We start from the raw sequence: 17,021 nt of genomic DNA on the forward strand, positions 1-17,021 counted from the left end.
AGCGCTGCTGCATATACATATTATTTTGCGGAGGATAAACCATCAGAAACGCGAAGGCAGTGAACGCCTTTTGTACGTATATCAGTGGTATATTTTTTCAGGTTTTTACCCGCAAATGCCTGTCTTTATGATAAAAGAAATACAGGGATATTGGGTGGAGGACGTATTGTGAGTTTATGAATGGTGGTTGAAGTGAGAACAGAATGTGTTGGGGCGGAAATGATAGAGGTGATGCCGGCAAATGTTTCGAACGTAAGAAATTGGCACGTTAGGGAGGATGTTTTTAACCATTGGCATATTTGGCATGTTTCAGGGTTGTGCTGCCCGGCATCTTCCTGATGTTTAATTTGTGCGTCTGTTGTTTCTTCTACAACATGAGCTTGGGTATGGTCACACTCGCTTACCCCAAAACTACTATTATGAAAGCCGCCTACGGTAAGCGTCAGTAAAAGATAAGGAATAAGGAACGTCAGAACTGAGGTATTGATAAATTTTTTATTTTGCAGACTATGTTGAAGAAACATGGCATGAATTCAGTGTAAAAAAAGATTTTTATTAAACACGATAGTTATGCTAGATACTTTTCTACATCAAGTCAAGCTTAAAATATGGTGTTGTTACATTATAAAATAATTGTGACAGCAAGTGGAAATCCATAGTTCCCGCCAATAAAAACATCTTTTTCTTGTAAGTTTTTGAAAGGCATGTGTTTTTAATTGATTATATGGGGCTTGCAATCCAAAATTGTATGTGATAAAGTCGGAACCTTTGTCATGCTATACCTTACTGGTTCACCAATTGTGATTTCTTAAAAGTTGCTGTTGTAGAGCAAAGAGACTCTTCGCTCTACATTTCGTGATTTGCGAACCTGTAAGATATACTTTCTTAATTTTACAAAAAAGGACTTTTGTGCATAAAGGCGAATAAATGACACTAGATTTTAAAATGTGGTATACATTATCATTGCTTATCATCATGAGCATTCTGCTTATCTTTGATATCATAGAGCTGGAAGTATTGTTTTTTTCTATATTACTGCTTTTGCTTATGGGAAAAATAATCACATTAGAGGAGGCGTTCGCGGGATTTTCAAACGTCGGCATGCTCACCATTGCCCTTTTGTTTGTCATTGCAGGCGCATTAAGCAACACCGGTATGTTAAAGCAAATTAGCCCAATTATATTGGGAAAAGAAAATACCCGTATTAGTCATACATTATTAAGACTTTTATTCCCCGTATCAATCATCTCTGCATTTATAAATAATACCCCTGTTGTGGCGATGTTTATCCCAACGATACGTGCGTGGACGGAAAAACATCATTACGCTCCCTCTAAATACCTGATTCCGCTTTCTTATGGCGCGATATTGGGTGGGATGTGTACGCTTATCGGCACAAGTACAAATCTGATAATTCATGGGTTAATGATTGATTATGGCATGGAAGGATTGGGATTTTTTGAGATTTCAAAGATAGGCATACCTGTCACCATTTTAGGTATTTTATTTATGAGTTTTTTAGGCCATCGCTTGCTTCCTAACAGAAAAGAGCCATTGATTGAATTAGGTGAACACACCAGGGAATTTGTCATAGAACTGAAAGTTACACAGGAATATGAAAACATAGGAAAGACCATAGAAAACGCCGGACTGAGAAGGTTGAAGGGACTCTTCCTTTTTCAAATTGAGAGAAATGGGCGGAGAATCGCTCCTGCAAAACCGGATGAAAAAATACTATTAGACGACAGATTGTTTTTTACCGGGATTCCAAAGACTATTTTGGAATTGCAGAAGATTCCAGGATTGCAGTTGACGAAGGATTCACACTTTAATCTCAAACAATATGATTCAGCGGAAATAAGGACATTTGAGTGCGTTGTTTCCCGAGGTTCTCCCTTAGTAGGGAAAACGGTTCGTGATAGCGATTTTCGTTCTAAGTATGAGGCGGTTATTATTGCAATACACCGGCATGGGGAACGTATTGCAAAAAAAATTGGCGATATTGGTTTGCGTCCGGGTGATACCCTGTTGCTGCTGGCAGGAAAGAATTTTTATAAAAGGTGGTACCATTCAAAGGATTTTTATCTCATTGCGGTTGCAGAGACATTGCCTTCTAAACCTCAGTGGAGGGGATATGTTTCTTTGGGCGTATTTTTTATGATGATTATTTTGACAGTGGCAAATATTCTTCCCCTCTTGTCTGCCGCAGGTTTAGGGGTTATTATTCTGGTTTTAACCAGAACGGCAAATGCCGGTGAAGCCAGAAGGACGATTGATTGGCGGGTGCTTATAATCATTGCAATGTCCCTGGGAATTGCAAATGCCGTAAAACAATCCGGCCTTGCGGATGTTTTGGCGCATATAATCGTCAGGATTGGAGATCATTTTGGCGTGCTTGGGGTATTGGCAAGCATTTATTTTTTCACAAGCATTTATACATTAGTCATTACGAATAATGCGGCGGCTGCAATGTTGTTTCCGATAGCTGTTTCTGCCGCTTCCGCTATCAATGTAGACCAGCGCGGATTTGCCATCGCCATCATGATCGCCGCCTCTGCCAGCTTTGCAACTCCCATTAGTTATCAGACAAATTTGATGGTATATAGTCCTGGTGGTTACAGATTCAGGGATTATCTGATGATAGGGGCGCCTTTGCAGCTTGGGATTGGGGCAATAGCGATAGCCTTGATCTATTGTTTTTATTTTTAAATGAACCCGCGATACTGTTCGATGGCCAATTGTTTTTTTGCCGGCATGCCAAAAACAATTTTATTACATCATTACTTTGTTAAAATAATATGCAAAACAACCTTAATTCCCTCTATTTAAAAGGATTTATGCTTTGAAAAATCCTTGATTAATACCATACAATAAGTAGGATGCCGAACGCAAAGGCATACAAAATATATCACTTTATGAACGGTTTCAGTGGTTTTTAACAAAGTAATGTTACATTATCAATATTTTTTTGTTTTTTTGGCAAAATATTTAATTATGAACTCCGATAATTGTAAAACACGAAACAAATTCTAATGACAAAATGATTTGAAATTCGAAAGGAATCTGTGTGTATAAGTTGCCAAATGCCTGTTTGTTTTTTCCTATTGTATTTTAACTACCATAAATTATAATGAAACCGCTGTGGCTTGCTAGTCACAAAACTAGCGTGGAATCTGTACTAGTATCCATCAACTTCTTGTTTTTAATGCTAGTTTTTCAAAATGCATAATCGTAAGACATTGATTAGATGAGGTTTCCGTAAAGTTTGTAGCGTTGGTTTTTTTGTCATTTGAATTTGTTTCGTATTTCGTGATTGTTTGGTTCTGGTTATGCCAGCTTAGCTTGTAATGCCCGGCAAAGCAGGGAATTTTCAGTGTCACTCTTCTGCCGGAACAACAATTACAGTTGATAACCTACGGGATTGCCTCTTTTTTTCTATCATTTATCGTATGTCTTTTCCTGTCTTGAAAGATACCATTAAAAATATTCTCTCCGTTTTTATAGTTATTTGCCTGACAACATTTTTTTCCGCTATAGAACTGTATGCGGAGTTGCCTTCATTTCTCATTCCTCCAAAAGAGTTTTCAGCCTTTGACACACCAAACGACGCCGGAGAGACGGTGTCACTCACATGGGAAGCTTCTCCCAGCGACTGTGCAGATGTTTTTTATGTAATTTATGCGGATAAAGAAAAAAATGGTTCCTTTGAAAGGGAAGCGTTGCATATTCAATCAAATACTTGTTATCGAAAAGGTGTACCTGAAATTTATGGCTACAAGGAAGACAACGGGAATTATCACTATGTGCAGATAAATCCGCGAAAGGTTTTTAACGAGGAGACCTTGGGAAAAAGGCAGCATTTTTATTTTAAACTTGCTGTAATTTCAGGGGAGGAAAAGGTTTTTTCAGAAAGCATTGCTTTCGCCACGCCACGCGGAAACTGGCTGGACATGAAAAAGATCAATAATTTTGCTATTATGATTGTTTTTTCCGCCATTGTCCTCTATTTCATCCTGCATGCCAGACGGAATCCCGACATGTTTTTGAGGAAGATAGGAGGGCTTGATGCGGTTGATGAAGCCCTGGGACGCGCCACGGAAATGGGTAAACCGGTGCTTTTTGTGCATGGCTTGACGCCAATGGGTACAATATCAACGATTGCGTCCACCAATATTCTGGGCAGGATTGCCCGCAAAATTGCTGACTACGATGCTACCCTCAAAGTGGTGAATAGTGACCCGATCGTCATGTCCGTTAGTCAGGAAGTGGTAAAGGAATCTTATCTTGAAGCAGGAAGGCCTGATGCTTACAATCAGGATAACGTATTCCTCGTTGCCGCTGAACAATTTCCTTATGTGGCAGCAGTGAGCGGTATCATGACGCGCGAAAGGCCTGCAGCCAATTTTTTTATGGGATACTTCTACGCAGAGGCTTTGCTTTTAGCCGAAACAGGCGCATCCACAGGGGCAATACAAATTGCCGGCACTGACGCATATACGCAGTTGCCGTTTTTTATCACTACGTGTGACTATACATTGATAGGAGAAGAACTTTACGCTGCAAGCGCTTATTTATCAAGGGAACCAATGCTTATGGGTACGCTCAGGGCGCAGGATGTAGGGAAAGGGCTTCTCATTATTATATTACTCATAGGTACTGCGCTTGCCAGTTTCGGGCTTACGTTTATTACGCATTTGTTTGAGGCTTTTTGATCAGGATTGCTTGATCAAAAACAATTATATAAATTTTAGTAACACTTTAGTCTTTTGAAAAATTCCCGTTATAGAAAAAATACCATGTAGCCCCGTCAGGGGCGGTCTGTTTGTAGCGCAATAAAATTCAATAAGGTAAATAGCTCCGTAGGAGCGGCCTGTCCGTATTCAGGCAGACCTGTTTAATATGGATTTACAAGAGACAGGTCGCTCCTAATTGCAGAGACAGGTTTCAAAACCTGTCTCTACGATCTTTTATAATATTCTATTTTGCTACAAACAGGCTGCTCCTACGGAGCTTATATGTAATACATTTTTCAAAAAACTAAAGTGCTACAAATTTCATAATATTTTGGTTTTTTGAAAAATTCCAATAATAGCAGTGTTTGCCGCATAGTGTGTAGAGATGAAGCATTTGCATGTTTGAGCATAAACGCATGTATGCACGTTCTCGCAAATGCTTCGCCCCTACGGTTTCATAGAACTAAAGTATTGTAACACTTTCGTTCTATGAAAAAAAACGCTCGTTCCCAAGCTCCGGCTTGGAAACGGGATTGTTTTGAGAAGCTCCAGCTTCGAATGGAAAAGATAATGGGCCCATGTCAGCTTGTACTTTTCAGTATGTTATCAAGATATTTGGAGTCCTATTTTGAGCCGAATAATTCTTGCTAAATGGAAGCGAGAGCTTCCAATACCATTGCGTTCCCAAGCCGGAGCTTGGGAACGAGCATTTTTGTTTACGTTTTTTTTCATTGGGATTTTGTATTTTGGAATTTGTTTCGTATTTCGTGCTTCGTGCTTTGTATTTTGTATTTTTTATCTCGTGCTTGTTTGGTTTTGGCTATGCCAGTCTGGGTTTTATAAAGGATGTTTTATTATGATTACCGACACTGAAATACGGATAAAGGGAATAAAGGCACTTACAGAATCTCTTGGTGATGTTGAAGCGGATCGTTTTATTTCTCTTATTCAAAGAAAACTATTTGATTATACAAAATGGCGTCAAGGCATGGATGAAGAATCATCAATAGAGGAAATCAGCAAAAGGGCAATGGCTGTTAGTAATAAAAATACCAGGCAATAGAACCTATTTGTTACAAATAAACGTAATTTTTTAGAACGGCTTTTGTTTTAGCAGGCAATTATTTATGAATCTTTTAAAACGAACAATTCCACTTATCATTGCCTTTGTTATGGGCGTACTTATGGCAATACAATATTACGTCCCCCACAAACTCTCGCAAAATCTGCTTGAAGTTGTAACACGATGGGACAGGATTATCGCCGGTTTTGCCGTGTTTATTGGCGCATACAGCTTATTCCATCTGCATTGGGCAAGGATCAGGAGAAAAGTCGAAGGGTGGGGATACAGTGTCTTTGTCTTTTTTGGGGCAGCAATTACTATTACATTCGGACTCCTGAATGGAGGAAAATTTTTCTGGCATAATAAACAGGATGGGACGATGCTGGATTGGATATACTATTATGTGCAGGTGCCTGCCGGGGCGACAATTTTTTCCATTCTGGCATTTTTTATTGCTTCTGCTGCATACAGAACCTTTCGTGCGCGTACAAGAGAGTCTGCTGTGCTGCTCATTGCAGCAATTGTTGTTATGCTGGGGCGTGTTCCCATCGGAAATTATATTTCTCATTACATACCGGCAGTCGCCGATTGGATCATGGCAGTTCCAAACCTTGCCGCAAAAAGAGGTATTCTGCTGGGGGTAAGCTTTGGGGCTATTGCTACTTCAATAAAGATAATTTTTGGCATCGAGCGGTCTTATCTTGGCGGAGGGGATTAGTGGAAAGATTATTGCATATCGACCGCCGTATCATTTTTGCAATTATTACGGTTGCAGTCATTGTCTCTCTTATTTTACGATTTGAACTGCCAATACCCGCCTCAATACCGGTTCAGGGAGTATACAACAAGGTGGAATCCCTTCCTGAAGGGTCGCATGTTCTTATATCATTTGATTATGACCCTTCTTCAAAGGAAGAACTGCAACCAATGGCAATTGCCTTTCTCCATCACTGTTTTCAAAGGAATTTAAAGGTTATAGGGATGACACATTATCCTGGGTCTCCGGGTCTGGCAGAGCGGGCAATTGTATCCGTAGCGGAGCAGTATCAGAAAGTAAACGGTAAAGATTATGTATTTCTCGGCTTTAAACCCGGTTCTGCATCACTTATTATAAATATGGGAGAGAATTTATATTCCGCCTTTCCAAAGGACTATTATGGGAATGATACTTCTACTTTACCGATATTGCAGGAAGTTGAGTCGTTGAGGGATATTGAATTATTGTTTGACCTTGCTGCCGGCACAACAATAGAACTTTGGATTGTTTACGGAAAGGAAAAATATAAATTTGAACTCGGCGCCGGCTGTACGGCCGTAATGGGACCTGATATGTATCCTTTTCTCCAGTCAAAGCAGTTGGTAGGATTGCTCGGGGGGTTAAAAGGTGCGGCAGAATATGAAGCGTTGGTAGGAAAAGAGGCAAACGCGGTGAGCGGAATGAGGCCGCAAAGTGTTGTGCACGTAATAATCATTTTATTTGTCATATTTGGAAATGTTATTTATTTTGCCTCCGGAAAGGCACGGCATGCGTAAAGATTCTAATTATTATATCCTTGTAGGCTCTATTATCCTGTTTATCATTGTAAATATTGTATTAATGACATCGGGAAAGCTGCCTTTCTCTTCAGATGGATTTGGTATTATTTTAGGGGCGGGGATAACCCTGGCAATATACAGCTTCCTTTATCGGGACAATCCTGCGTTTAAGATTACCGAAAATCTTTATGTTGGCGTCTCATTGGGTTATACCATAATCATAACGTGGTATAATTTTTTAAAACCCGATTTATATGACCCGCTTATTGTGCCGTTGTTTTCTGCCGCAGCGGAAAAGGCTCCGCAGTATTCATTAATCATTCCATCTATGCTGGGAGTCTTTATGCTCCTGAGATTTTCAAGGCGATTATCATGGTTAAGCCGTTGGACATTTGCATTTGTGGTTGGACTCGGTGCGGGCGTAAGTATCCCAAGGGTGATTTCCGCCTTCATCCTTGAACAAATAAAACCTTCCCTACACCCGGTATTTTCCGGAGGAGAAACCGTATTCTCCAGCATTAACACATTACTCATCCTGCTTGGGGTTATTTCTGTTCTTATTTATTTTATCTTTTCAGTAGAACATAAGGGTTCGATTGGGACAATCTCCAAAATAGGGATATGGTTTCTTATGATTTCTTTCGGCGCATCTTTTGGATACACTGTTATGGGGAGGTTATCGCTGCTTATCGGAAGGATTCAATTTTTACTAAAAGACTGGCTTGGCGTTTTGCAGTAAAAAATATGCGGCACTGGCGCGTAACAATGCCCCGTACTTGTAGTAGCGCATTTTATAACAGGGGAAAACTATGGGGTTCAAATCATTGCTGGGTATCAAGAAACACCAGTGGAAAAAAACAGTTAATAAATATATTGTTAAAACAAAAACAGCGTTTCCCCGGTATCCCTGGGATGACTTTTACCGGATAACGGAATATTTCTAGGGACTGGGACTGTCTTCACTGCCCGAACGCACCTTCTTGTTTCGTCTGTGGCACTATCTCCAGGCAAATGCAAAAATTGTTGAGATTGGCAGTTGGATTGGTGAGTCGTCCTGTCTCCTGGCGTCGGGGCTAAAAGGTGAGGATGCAAAATTATATGCCATTGACAACTTCAAAGGGCAGGCAAGCGACCCTGCAGCCAGAATGAGGTATCAAGAGAGAATGTCCCGGTTGAAAATAAACAACACGAAGGAAATATTTGACAAAAATATTGCCCATTTTAAGCTATTATCGAAGGTCGAATCGATTGCTGCCGATTCTCTGGAGGCTGTAAAGTCGTTTCGGGAACCACTCCATTCAATAGACCTTTTGTTTATTGACGGCGACCATTCGGAAGATGCAACAAGAAAAGACATTACGACGTGGATGCCGTTTCTGAAACATGGAGGAACTGTTGTTTTTCATGATTTTTCTTCTAACCACGGCGTTCCGCAGGCCATCTGGTGGGCGATACAACAATCATATTTTTCCGGACTCGTGGGCATCTACGGGACGATGATCGCCTTTAGATCCAGCGAAAGCCTTGAGAAATGAGTCTGAGAACCAGCCCTCTCGTGAGGCAAAAGCTTCGGGACTGATAAGAAGAGATTGAAACGATGGATTTCACAGGTGCTTGCTTTTGTTGAGTATACTGCATCGAGCTTGAGTTGTTTAAGTTTTGTGAACGGAAAAAAATTATACTACTTAGCGGCAATTCTTTTTAATCCCTACCTCAAACCATTTGGGCTAATTTTGGAGACACCATACTTAATTCTGCAGATTCTCTCGTTCCCATGCTCCAGATTGGGAATGTGCCTGTGCCATGTGGTAAATGCATGGACACATCCCTTATTTTCTCACCAAATCAAGCAAGTAATATGGGGTGTGTCCCTAATTCTCTCTAATTCTCTGAGGCAATGTTGGATTTCCATTTTGACGGACCGTTCCCTTTGTTAAATGATACAATTAAAACTACTATACAAATATGTTTTGTTTATACATTATTTGTAATAGTATATTTCGGTTGCAATAAAGCATATGCAATGGAACATAGACCTAATATTCTGCTTTTTACCATTGACGCCTGCCGGCCTGATCATCTTGGATGTTACGGATATTCTAAAAACCTGACTCCGAATATTGATTCCCTTGCAAAAGAAGGGGCGCTGTTTATCAATGCATTTAGCCAGTCGGCATGGACTACGCCCGGGATGATTTCGATATTCACTTCCTTATATCCGTTTACCCATAAGGTGGAAGCCCGGGGAGATTCGCTGGATACAAAGGTAGTGACATTGCCTGAAATTCTCAGGGAAAACGGATATGCCGTGCCCGTGCTGCCAAGGTTTGTTGATATCCCCAATTACCGGAACCTGGGTTTTGATGCGGTGGAAAAAGGGCAATTCGAGGGAAAAGAAGTCGGGGATTTGTTGAAATTATTACATGCCTACAAAGATCAACCGTTTTTTATATGGTATCATTATCACGGACTGCATTTGCCCTATAATCCCCCGGATTCTTATCGCAAGGAAATTGCTGAAGCTAATGGTATGAAACCTGAGCACGAATCCGAAGGGGTTTCACTGATAAAAACGAAGTCGGTTATCAAGCATGATGCCGTTGTTTTTACCGATGAGGAGAAAAGCCTTGCGGTTGCTTTGTATGATAGCCAGTTACCGCCATTGGACGATTCTATAGGGATACTGGCCGCGAAACTGAAGGAATGGGAATTGTACGAAAATACAATAATTATCATCACTTCCGACCATGGGGAAGAGTTGTTTGAACATGGGTTTGTTGGCCATGCATCGACTTCGTTAAACGCAAAGCTGTACGATGAAATAATACGAATACCGCTCATCATTTTGTGGCCGAAAAAAATAACATACAAACGCATCGGCGCAAACGTGCAACAGATTGATATTATGCCCACAATTCTTGATATGCTTGGTATTGCAAGCACAAATGCATCAGAGGGACGTTCACTGTTGCCGTTAATGGAAAAGGATCAAGGCGGGGAATCATCGATAGTCTATTGTGAAACCATTATGGGCGGATATCAAAGCACCGAAGTATTGCGAAATATCAGATTGCGCTGCATAAGGACGGAGAGATGGAAGTTGATTGCCAAAAATGGCAATAATGTGGATACATATGAGCTGTATGACCTGAAAAACGACCCTGGAGAAAAAAATAACGTTGCCAAAAAATACCCGGATATTGCACTTGATTTGAAAGAAAAACTCTTTTCAAAAACCGGCAATAACAAATAGTAACGGCGATGCATTTGTATGTTTTGGCGTGAACGCATGTATAGTCAAAGAAATCCGATTTGGGAAATTCCTGGTAACCCGGCCGCTTAAAACACACCCCGCCTGCCTGTGCGTTACACGCAGATAGGTCAGCTACGCTGCCATCCCTCTTTTTAGAGGGAAAAATGAGAAGTCCCATCTATCAAGAGGGGATTTAGAGGTGTGTTTATTATTATAAAACCAGTCATCATGTTTCATTTGCAACACCCAGAAACGATGAAAATGGTTTTATAACCATATCGTGTTGTAGTATCTGTACTTAAGTACCTGCCCATAAATAACTCCTACAAGTTTTGATTGCAAAGTAATTTGCCGTGCGCTATTTTCCAGTGCATTCGGATAAGAAGAATCCACAGTTATATGATTTATTTATGGACAATTCCTAAGCTATTTTTTGTAGTCTTACTTTCGAGTTGGAAACATCTGGCATTTCTGTTTCTGTACCGGTTCAAATGTATAGGGCCATCCAAAAGGTATCAGCTTGTCATTGCTAGGGTATCGGCTTGTCATTGCGAGGGTCTCCACTTGTCATTGCGAGGGTCTTTTCCGAAGCAATCAGTATACTACGAGATATTTCGTGACGTAAGAAACGCCATATCACGGGAGAAGCAAATTAAGGGTGGCTCAAGGGCTAAAAAAATAGCATTAATTAATGGAATGAATGCAGGATGGAAGGATCTCTATGACGGTCTATGAGATTGCTTCGGAAAAAGCCCTCGCAATGACAAGCTGATACCCTTGTAATGACAAGCATGTGGTTTTGGTATGATGGATAGAGCCTCGGATTTCTAATCCGCTTCCGCTTGTAATGACAAAATAAGTCATCAGTCATCATGTTTCATTTGCAACACCCAGAAACGATGAAAATGGTTTTATAGCCATATCATATTGCGGTACCTGTGCTTAAACTATCTTTTGTAGTCTTATTTTCGAGCCAAACGCCTTTGATTATACAAAAAAGAAAATAATTATTGCAGGCATGAAAAAACATCATATCAGGTACGACGGGAGGAAACTCCAGCCACCACGAATAAAGCATTCCTTACGGTTATTAGCAGTGTATTGCGGTTTCTTTCTGCTTATTTTAGCCCTTAATGGCGTTGCCTCTGTACAAACCAACTGGGCAGATAATTATCATCGCCCTGAAAATATTTTTGAAAAAGGGTGTAACGAGACACCTGCGCTGTTTACCGGGATAAATAAGTACCTATTGGCTAACAATGCACCTCACGATTTAGTCGCTATGCAATGGTTCTTAGACGGCAACGTCATGGCAAAACAGGCGGACATATTTACCGTTGAAGCGGCGAGTTTTGCAGAAGTGGAAGATGCAAAACAACATACCATGCGTGTTTCACGCATGGTACCCTTTCCTGTGTGGTTAGAACAGCGGGATCATATCTACGTTATTTGCGCAGGGTACTCCACCAGACAGGATGATTTATTGCCCTATGTGGAGTCGATTAAAAAAAACGGCTACCCAAAGGCGTCTTTGGGCATTGTCTCCTTAAAGGACAGAAAGGTTATTCTGGAGGCATCTCCTTCGCTTGAAATAAAGAGGAAGGGTGATGAACAATCTTTGGAGATTATGAGGAAGAAGCAGGTTGGTACGGGAAGGGTGGATCTTTCTGATGTGGAAGAGAAATTGCTCGAAAGCGATGAAGCATCTGAGGAATTCTTTCAGACGTACGAAGGAGACTATTATATTGGCAAGGCATGGAGAAGTTACCACGCGGGCAATTTTGACATGGCAATTGAATTTTTCCAATTTGCCGCTTCATTTACTGAAACCGCCAACGAAGCATATCTTGGCACTGCATATTGCTATATCGAACAGGACAGGAAAGACGAGGCGCTCTCTATTTTTGATAAATTAGTGGCAGAAAGATTTAAGTTAAAAGAGATTGCAGGCGTTCTGGCAAAAATAGAATATTTTGACAAAGCCCTCGAAGTGTGCAATAAGGTGCTGTACACCGACCCGTTTAATGCTGATTTCCTGATGTTGAAACTAAATATTCTTCTGCAAAGAAAGAATTATGACGAGATGAGGACCATTCTGGCTGGAGTGCCAAATGATAAAAATACCCTCGAATTATTATTGCTCGGTGCAGATATAGAGGCGTGGTCGAAAAACTATGAGAAGGCAATAGAAAAATATCAGCAATTAACAGAACAGTTTCCGGAAGAAGGCAAGGCCTGGCTGGGATACCTGAAGACGGTAACATGGTCAAAAAACTGGTTATTATTGTCGGACATTTTACCGCAAGGTATCGAAAAGATTGAAATGACGGATGATGACCGCCCCTTTTTTGTGGATGCCTTTCTTGCATTGGGGAATATTGAAAAAGCGCTGGCGGTGTGGGATGAAATGGATGCAAATGCAAAGGACTGGAGCAAGTCTTTGTCAGCAATAGTTGATAAATATATGTCATTGGGGAAACTGGAGGAAGCGACACATTTACTGGAAAAAGTATTGGCGACCAGGAAGAAAGATATTCACCTGGCGGAACAGTTGGCGTTAAACTATTTTTACTCGGAAATGCCGGAAAAGGGGTTTGAAGTAATCGGACAGTTTCAAACCGATCCGGAGGCGCAACTAAATATTGAACTCACAAGGGCGGAAATCTTCGCCCTGTTAAAAAATTATGAAGCGTCTTTGTCCATCCTGCAAACAATTGACGTATCAAAAGAAGAAGGAAATCGGGCAGAAACGGTGGAATTAGAGAGTTATTACGGATTGGAAAAAGATGAACAGCTTTTGGAAAAAGCGGCGCTCTATTTAGAAAAACCGCCGGAAGAGGACATAATTGACAGGGCAAAAATACTGACCCTTTCTATTCTCTCCCGGATAAGAATCGGGCAGTACAAAGATGCGGAAAAAGAGATTGAACTATTATCCACTATGCTGCCGGAAGATTACGGCGCGGCGATTCTCAGGGTCTTGCTCAAAAATGCAAGTAAACAGTTAACTGATCGCGATGAATCGATACTGGCACTGGGCAAACAACTATCAGAGTATTCAAAAGACGTCGCTATGGTACGACCACAGCTCCTCGGTGATGAAACGCTGTATGACCAGACAAAGATTTTGTCAATGCATATTCTTGAAGCATGGAGAATCGCCGGTGAATTGTCAAACTATAAAAACAAAGACGTCCTGCAGCAATTGGCAAGGGCGGAATATAAAGCGGGCAATTACCAGCAATCTTTCGACATTTATACAGGACTCTATGAAGAAGAGAACAATGAGCGGTATAAAATGGGGATGGTGGAATGTATGCTGGACTATGGCAATATAAAAAAGGCAACCGAATTATTTGATGAAATTCAAATGCTGCGTTTGCCGCCGAAAGACGTCCCCCGTTATTTCGAGAGTATGATTCGATTGCAAAAGGATGAAGTATTATTTTTTAATACAAAGCTGTCGCAGCTCCCTGAAGATAGCGCCGCTACGGTCACAATGAAAACATTGGTTATTATTGAGCGATTAATGAATGGCGATGAAGTTTTTGCTGATAATGAAATAAAGCGCTATCTTACAGAACGTCAGGAGGAGGTTTCCATCTTCCGCCTGACTTTGTCAAGAATGGGATATTTTGAAAAAGGGTTAATGGGGAAGTGTTATGCATTTGTAAAGAATCAGTACCTTAAAGCAATAGAACAGTATCCTGAGGATACGGGCATTCGCTATGAATATGCAAAACATCTTGCTTCGCATCGTGAATACGCACCGGCAATAGAACAGCATTTGGCGCTGTATGAGCTTGACCCAAACGATTACCGGACGGTGAAATGGCTGGCGCGATTGTATAGCTGGACGAAGCAGTTTGTAGAAGGATTGCAGTGGTATGAAAAATATGGAGAAATACGTCAGGGAGACCTTGCGGTGCGTCATGAGATTGCGAGGGTTTACGGCTGGGCGCTGATGCTTGAAGAGGCAAACGAGGCATATGAAAAACTCTGCGAAGATTTTCCCGATAATCATGAACTCTATTGGGAATGGCAGGCAAAGAAAAATAACTGGTTAAGGCGAAAGCGAACGGCGGTTTCTTATTATGAAAAATTAGTGGAGCGTCACCCGGAAGATGCGGAGCTGGTATTTGATCTGGGGCAATTATATTCGCAGCTCAATTTGAGCCGGAAATCGGAAGATACGTACAGAAAACTGCTTGTTTATGAACCGGGACATAACCGGGCGCTATTTGCAGCGGATTCAGAGAAATGGCGCAGAAAACAATCAGCCGGATTAAAAATTACGTACATCCATCAGGATGGAACAGGCGATACGTTCGGGAATTTTGAAATAACACGGTTCAGAACAGATGCGAATTACAAGCCGGCACGGATAATGGAGGCAACAGACGTTTCGTTGGGTCTTGGACATACCACATTCAATTTTTTGGACCATACCGGATCTACGGCAGATCATCTTTGGCTTAAGGGGAACAAAGATTTCCGGAATGGCGTTATGATATATTTAAACGGTGAATTGTCCACCTATACGGAAAACAATAAAGAAACGGTTCAATTTGAAACAGGCATACATTATCAAATAGCCGAATTGTTTGATGCTACCGTGTTTACAGGGAGAGAGGATGTCCTTGAGAATTTTATCACATTAAGCAATCACAGGGCACGCTACTATACCGGCGGGCGGATTATGTGGGATATTGATAAACGTGTTGACGTATATGCGCAGGGGAAACAGTACTGGTATAATGACTGGAACGATGGCTTTGAGTATGACGTGTCTGTTGGGTATAAATTTTTTGTATATCCGAGGATTTTAAAATTATCCGTACTACTATCCATCAATTTCTTGTTTTTTATGCGTGTTTTTCATGCCGCCATTTCCGTAAGTGCTTTAATATCAAGGGCTGAAGCGGTCATCAGTGAACAAGAGAACTTCTGGCCTTTCTCCGTCAAAACATAGCGGTTGGCCCTCGGAACTTTGCGGATTAGACCGTGTGCCCGCAGCATCTTTATCCGTCGGGTCGTTCGTCCGGAATATTTCTTTTGCTGATCCTTGCCGGATTGTTCGGATTCCCGGTAAAGCCACTTACGCAAATCATGGTTGCGGAATCCATTTATCGCGTTTTCGCCTTTGGACAGGAACATCAGCATCTGGTAATCATCCTGCTGCCAGGGATTCAAACCTCGATACCTCTTGCCCTCTTTGACAACCTTGTTACAAGCGCTGCTCACCACTTCTTTCAGTTTCTCCTCTACCTGAGCCGCCGCCAAAGCATCCCCATAACGATCATTGCATTGTTGGCTCACCTCACACCGTCGATGAAGATCGCTTACGCCCTTACGCATCTTCTGCCATGACGCCGGTTTGCCTTCATCATCATTGGGACTCCGAAAGACCTTAAAGTCCCGCGTATTATTGATCGTTGTCTCAATACGCAAGAGACTACCGCTCTTGTTATACATCTTCACTGAATTATAATTCACACTGTGCTTGACCCGTATACCTTCATAGCGTCTTCGATAGTCGCTGATAACCTCATCAGGGGCAGCGCCTGCAAGGTTACGCCTACCCAAATACTTCATCACCGAAGAACTGTCGCAAACCCGCATCGCATGATGAACAAACGATGGAAACAACTCCTCCAATGCCTCAACCGATTTAAACATGATGTCCGTCGCCCACTCCGTCTCATCCGCAGACCAGTAATACTCCGGTTCCAACGGACGAAGAATCTGCGACAATGCCGGGCAACTGCCCAACGCAAGCCCGTTCAGCAGCTTCGCCCAGTCAGTCTTAAGCTGCTCATGGAGCAGAACCTGCGCAGCCGCAATATCCTCTATACGCACAAAACAGTTGCCGTCCTTAACATAATCAATACCTTGCTTCTGAAGTTGCCGCTCCAGCCAATGACGACCATTGAGACAAATGAAAATATTAAACGGCGCCCAACTCTGGATACGAACATGACCAAAACCAAACACTGGATCGTTAAAATAATGATACACAAAGACACACTTGCGGGGCGCCATTACCAACTCGAGCTTCTTGCTGGCCTTGTTGCCCTTGACCATCGGCGCAATACAAGGCTCTACCACACTCAACAGGCAGATGGAACCTTCCGTAATCCTCTTATCCGCCGCGATCTGGCGAGCCAACTTCTCCTTATCAACACCGCTGCTCATCAAATACCGCACCTCGATACCCAAATCTTTCGCCCGCGATTCACAACTGTCTCGCACCTGTGCCGTAAGCCCATTGACCCAACCGGAAAAATCCTTAAGCAGAATTCTCGCTTGGTTCATGAATGTTCCCATCCCACGCTCACTGGCCAACCACCGCAATGTCCCGCGAAAACGAATCCTGTCCAGACCGCTTATTGCACCCACGATCCTGTCTCGATATAATTCCATCAACTTATTCATA

The 17,021-nt window shown here is 41.8% G+C and carries 13 protein-coding genes; 11 read left to right on the plus strand and 2 right to left on the minus strand.

Annotated features, from left to right (window positions below; all coding sequences use genetic code 11):
- Positions 1 to 125 precede the first annotated feature (125 nt).
- Positions 126 to 524, minus strand: coding sequence for a hypothetical protein (locus KSMBR1_RS20640; protein ID WP_157820328.1), 399 nt, complete (start codon positions 522 to 524; stop codon positions 126 to 128).
- A gap of 403 nt (positions 525 to 927) precedes the next feature.
- On the opposite strand from KSMBR1_RS20640, the gene KSMBR1_RS02500 reads away from it, so the two are divergent.
- From KSMBR1_RS02500 to KSMBR1_RS02545, 11 genes are all read left to right on the plus strand, one after another.
- Complete coding sequence (locus KSMBR1_RS02500) at positions 928 to 2,709, plus strand: SLC13 family permease (protein WP_099323912.1); 1,782 nt, start codon at positions 928 to 930, stop codon at positions 2,707 to 2,709.
- A 638-nt stretch (positions 2,710 to 3,347) separates the two neighbouring features.
- Positions 3,348 to 4,712: a DUF6754 domain-containing protein gene (locus KSMBR1_RS02505; protein ID WP_099323913.1), complete on the plus strand. Its 1,365-nt coding sequence runs from the start codon at positions 3,348 to 3,350 to the stop codon at positions 4,710 to 4,712.
- An 877-nt stretch (positions 4,713 to 5,589) separates the two neighbouring features.
- A complete protein-coding gene (locus KSMBR1_RS02510) occupies positions 5,590 to 5,796 on the plus strand; it encodes a hypothetical protein (RefSeq protein ID WP_099323914.1) in 207 nt (68 codons plus the stop codon).
- 64 nt (positions 5,797 to 5,860) lie between these two features.
- Complete coding sequence (locus KSMBR1_RS02515; protein ID WP_099323915.1) at positions 5,861 to 6,514, plus strand: hypothetical protein; 654 nt, start codon at positions 5,861 to 5,863, stop codon at positions 6,512 to 6,514.
- Complete coding sequence (locus KSMBR1_RS02520; RefSeq protein WP_099323916.1) at positions 6,514 to 7,329, plus strand: hypothetical protein; 816 nt, start codon at positions 6,514 to 6,516, stop codon at positions 7,327 to 7,329. Before KSMBR1_RS02515 ends, KSMBR1_RS02520 begins: the two co-directional genes overlap by 1 nt.
- Entirely contained in the window at positions 7,322 to 8,071 is a 750-nt protein-coding gene (locus KSMBR1_RS02525; RefSeq protein WP_099323917.1) for a hypothetical protein, read from the plus strand. The genes KSMBR1_RS02520 and KSMBR1_RS02525 overlap by 8 nt, the downstream gene beginning before the upstream one ends.
- 70 nt (positions 8,072 to 8,141) lie before the next feature.
- The gene (locus KSMBR1_RS22595; protein ID WP_261341077.1) at positions 8,142 to 8,276 is read left to right on the plus strand and encodes a hypothetical protein; all 135 of its coding nucleotides are present in this window, start codon (positions 8,142 to 8,144) and stop codon (positions 8,274 to 8,276) included.
- Positions 8,277 to 8,312: 36 nt separating this feature from the next.
- The gene (locus KSMBR1_RS02530) at positions 8,313 to 8,867 is read left to right on the plus strand and encodes a class I SAM-dependent methyltransferase (RefSeq protein WP_157820329.1); all 555 of its coding nucleotides are present in this window, start codon (positions 8,313 to 8,315) and stop codon (positions 8,865 to 8,867) included.
- A gap of 488 nt (positions 8,868 to 9,355) precedes the next feature.
- Positions 9,356 to 10,585, plus strand: a complete 1,230-nt coding sequence (locus KSMBR1_RS02535; protein WP_169702846.1) for a sulfatase family protein — start codon at positions 9,356 to 9,358, stop codon at positions 10,583 to 10,585.
- 564 nt (positions 10,586 to 11,149) lie between these two features.
- Positions 11,150 to 11,320: a GIY-YIG nuclease family protein gene (locus tag KSMBR1_RS22285; protein ID WP_169702845.1), complete on the plus strand. Its 171-nt coding sequence runs from the start codon at positions 11,150 to 11,152 to the stop codon at positions 11,318 to 11,320.
- A 283-nt stretch (positions 11,321 to 11,603) separates the two neighbouring features.
- On the plus strand, positions 11,604 to 15,557 hold the full coding sequence (locus tag KSMBR1_RS02545; RefSeq protein ID WP_099323921.1) for a tetratricopeptide repeat protein: 3,954 nt from the start codon (positions 11,604 to 11,606) through the stop codon (positions 15,555 to 15,557).
- Here the strand turns inward: KSMBR1_RS02545 and KSMBR1_RS20645 are convergent.
- Positions 15,464 to 17,020 (minus strand): hypothetical protein, encoded by a 1,557-nt coding sequence (locus KSMBR1_RS20645; RefSeq protein ID WP_099323647.1) that lies wholly within the window; start codon positions 17,018 to 17,020, stop codon positions 15,464 to 15,466. The two genes, KSMBR1_RS02545 and KSMBR1_RS20645, sit on opposite strands and share 94 nt — an antisense overlap.
- Position 17,021: the final 1 nt, after the last annotated feature.

It is taken from the genome of Candidatus Kuenenia stuttgartiensis, from assembly GCF_900232105.1.
Lineage (GTDB): Bacteria > Planctomycetota > Brocadiia > Brocadiales > Brocadiaceae > Kuenenia > Kuenenia stuttgartiensis_A.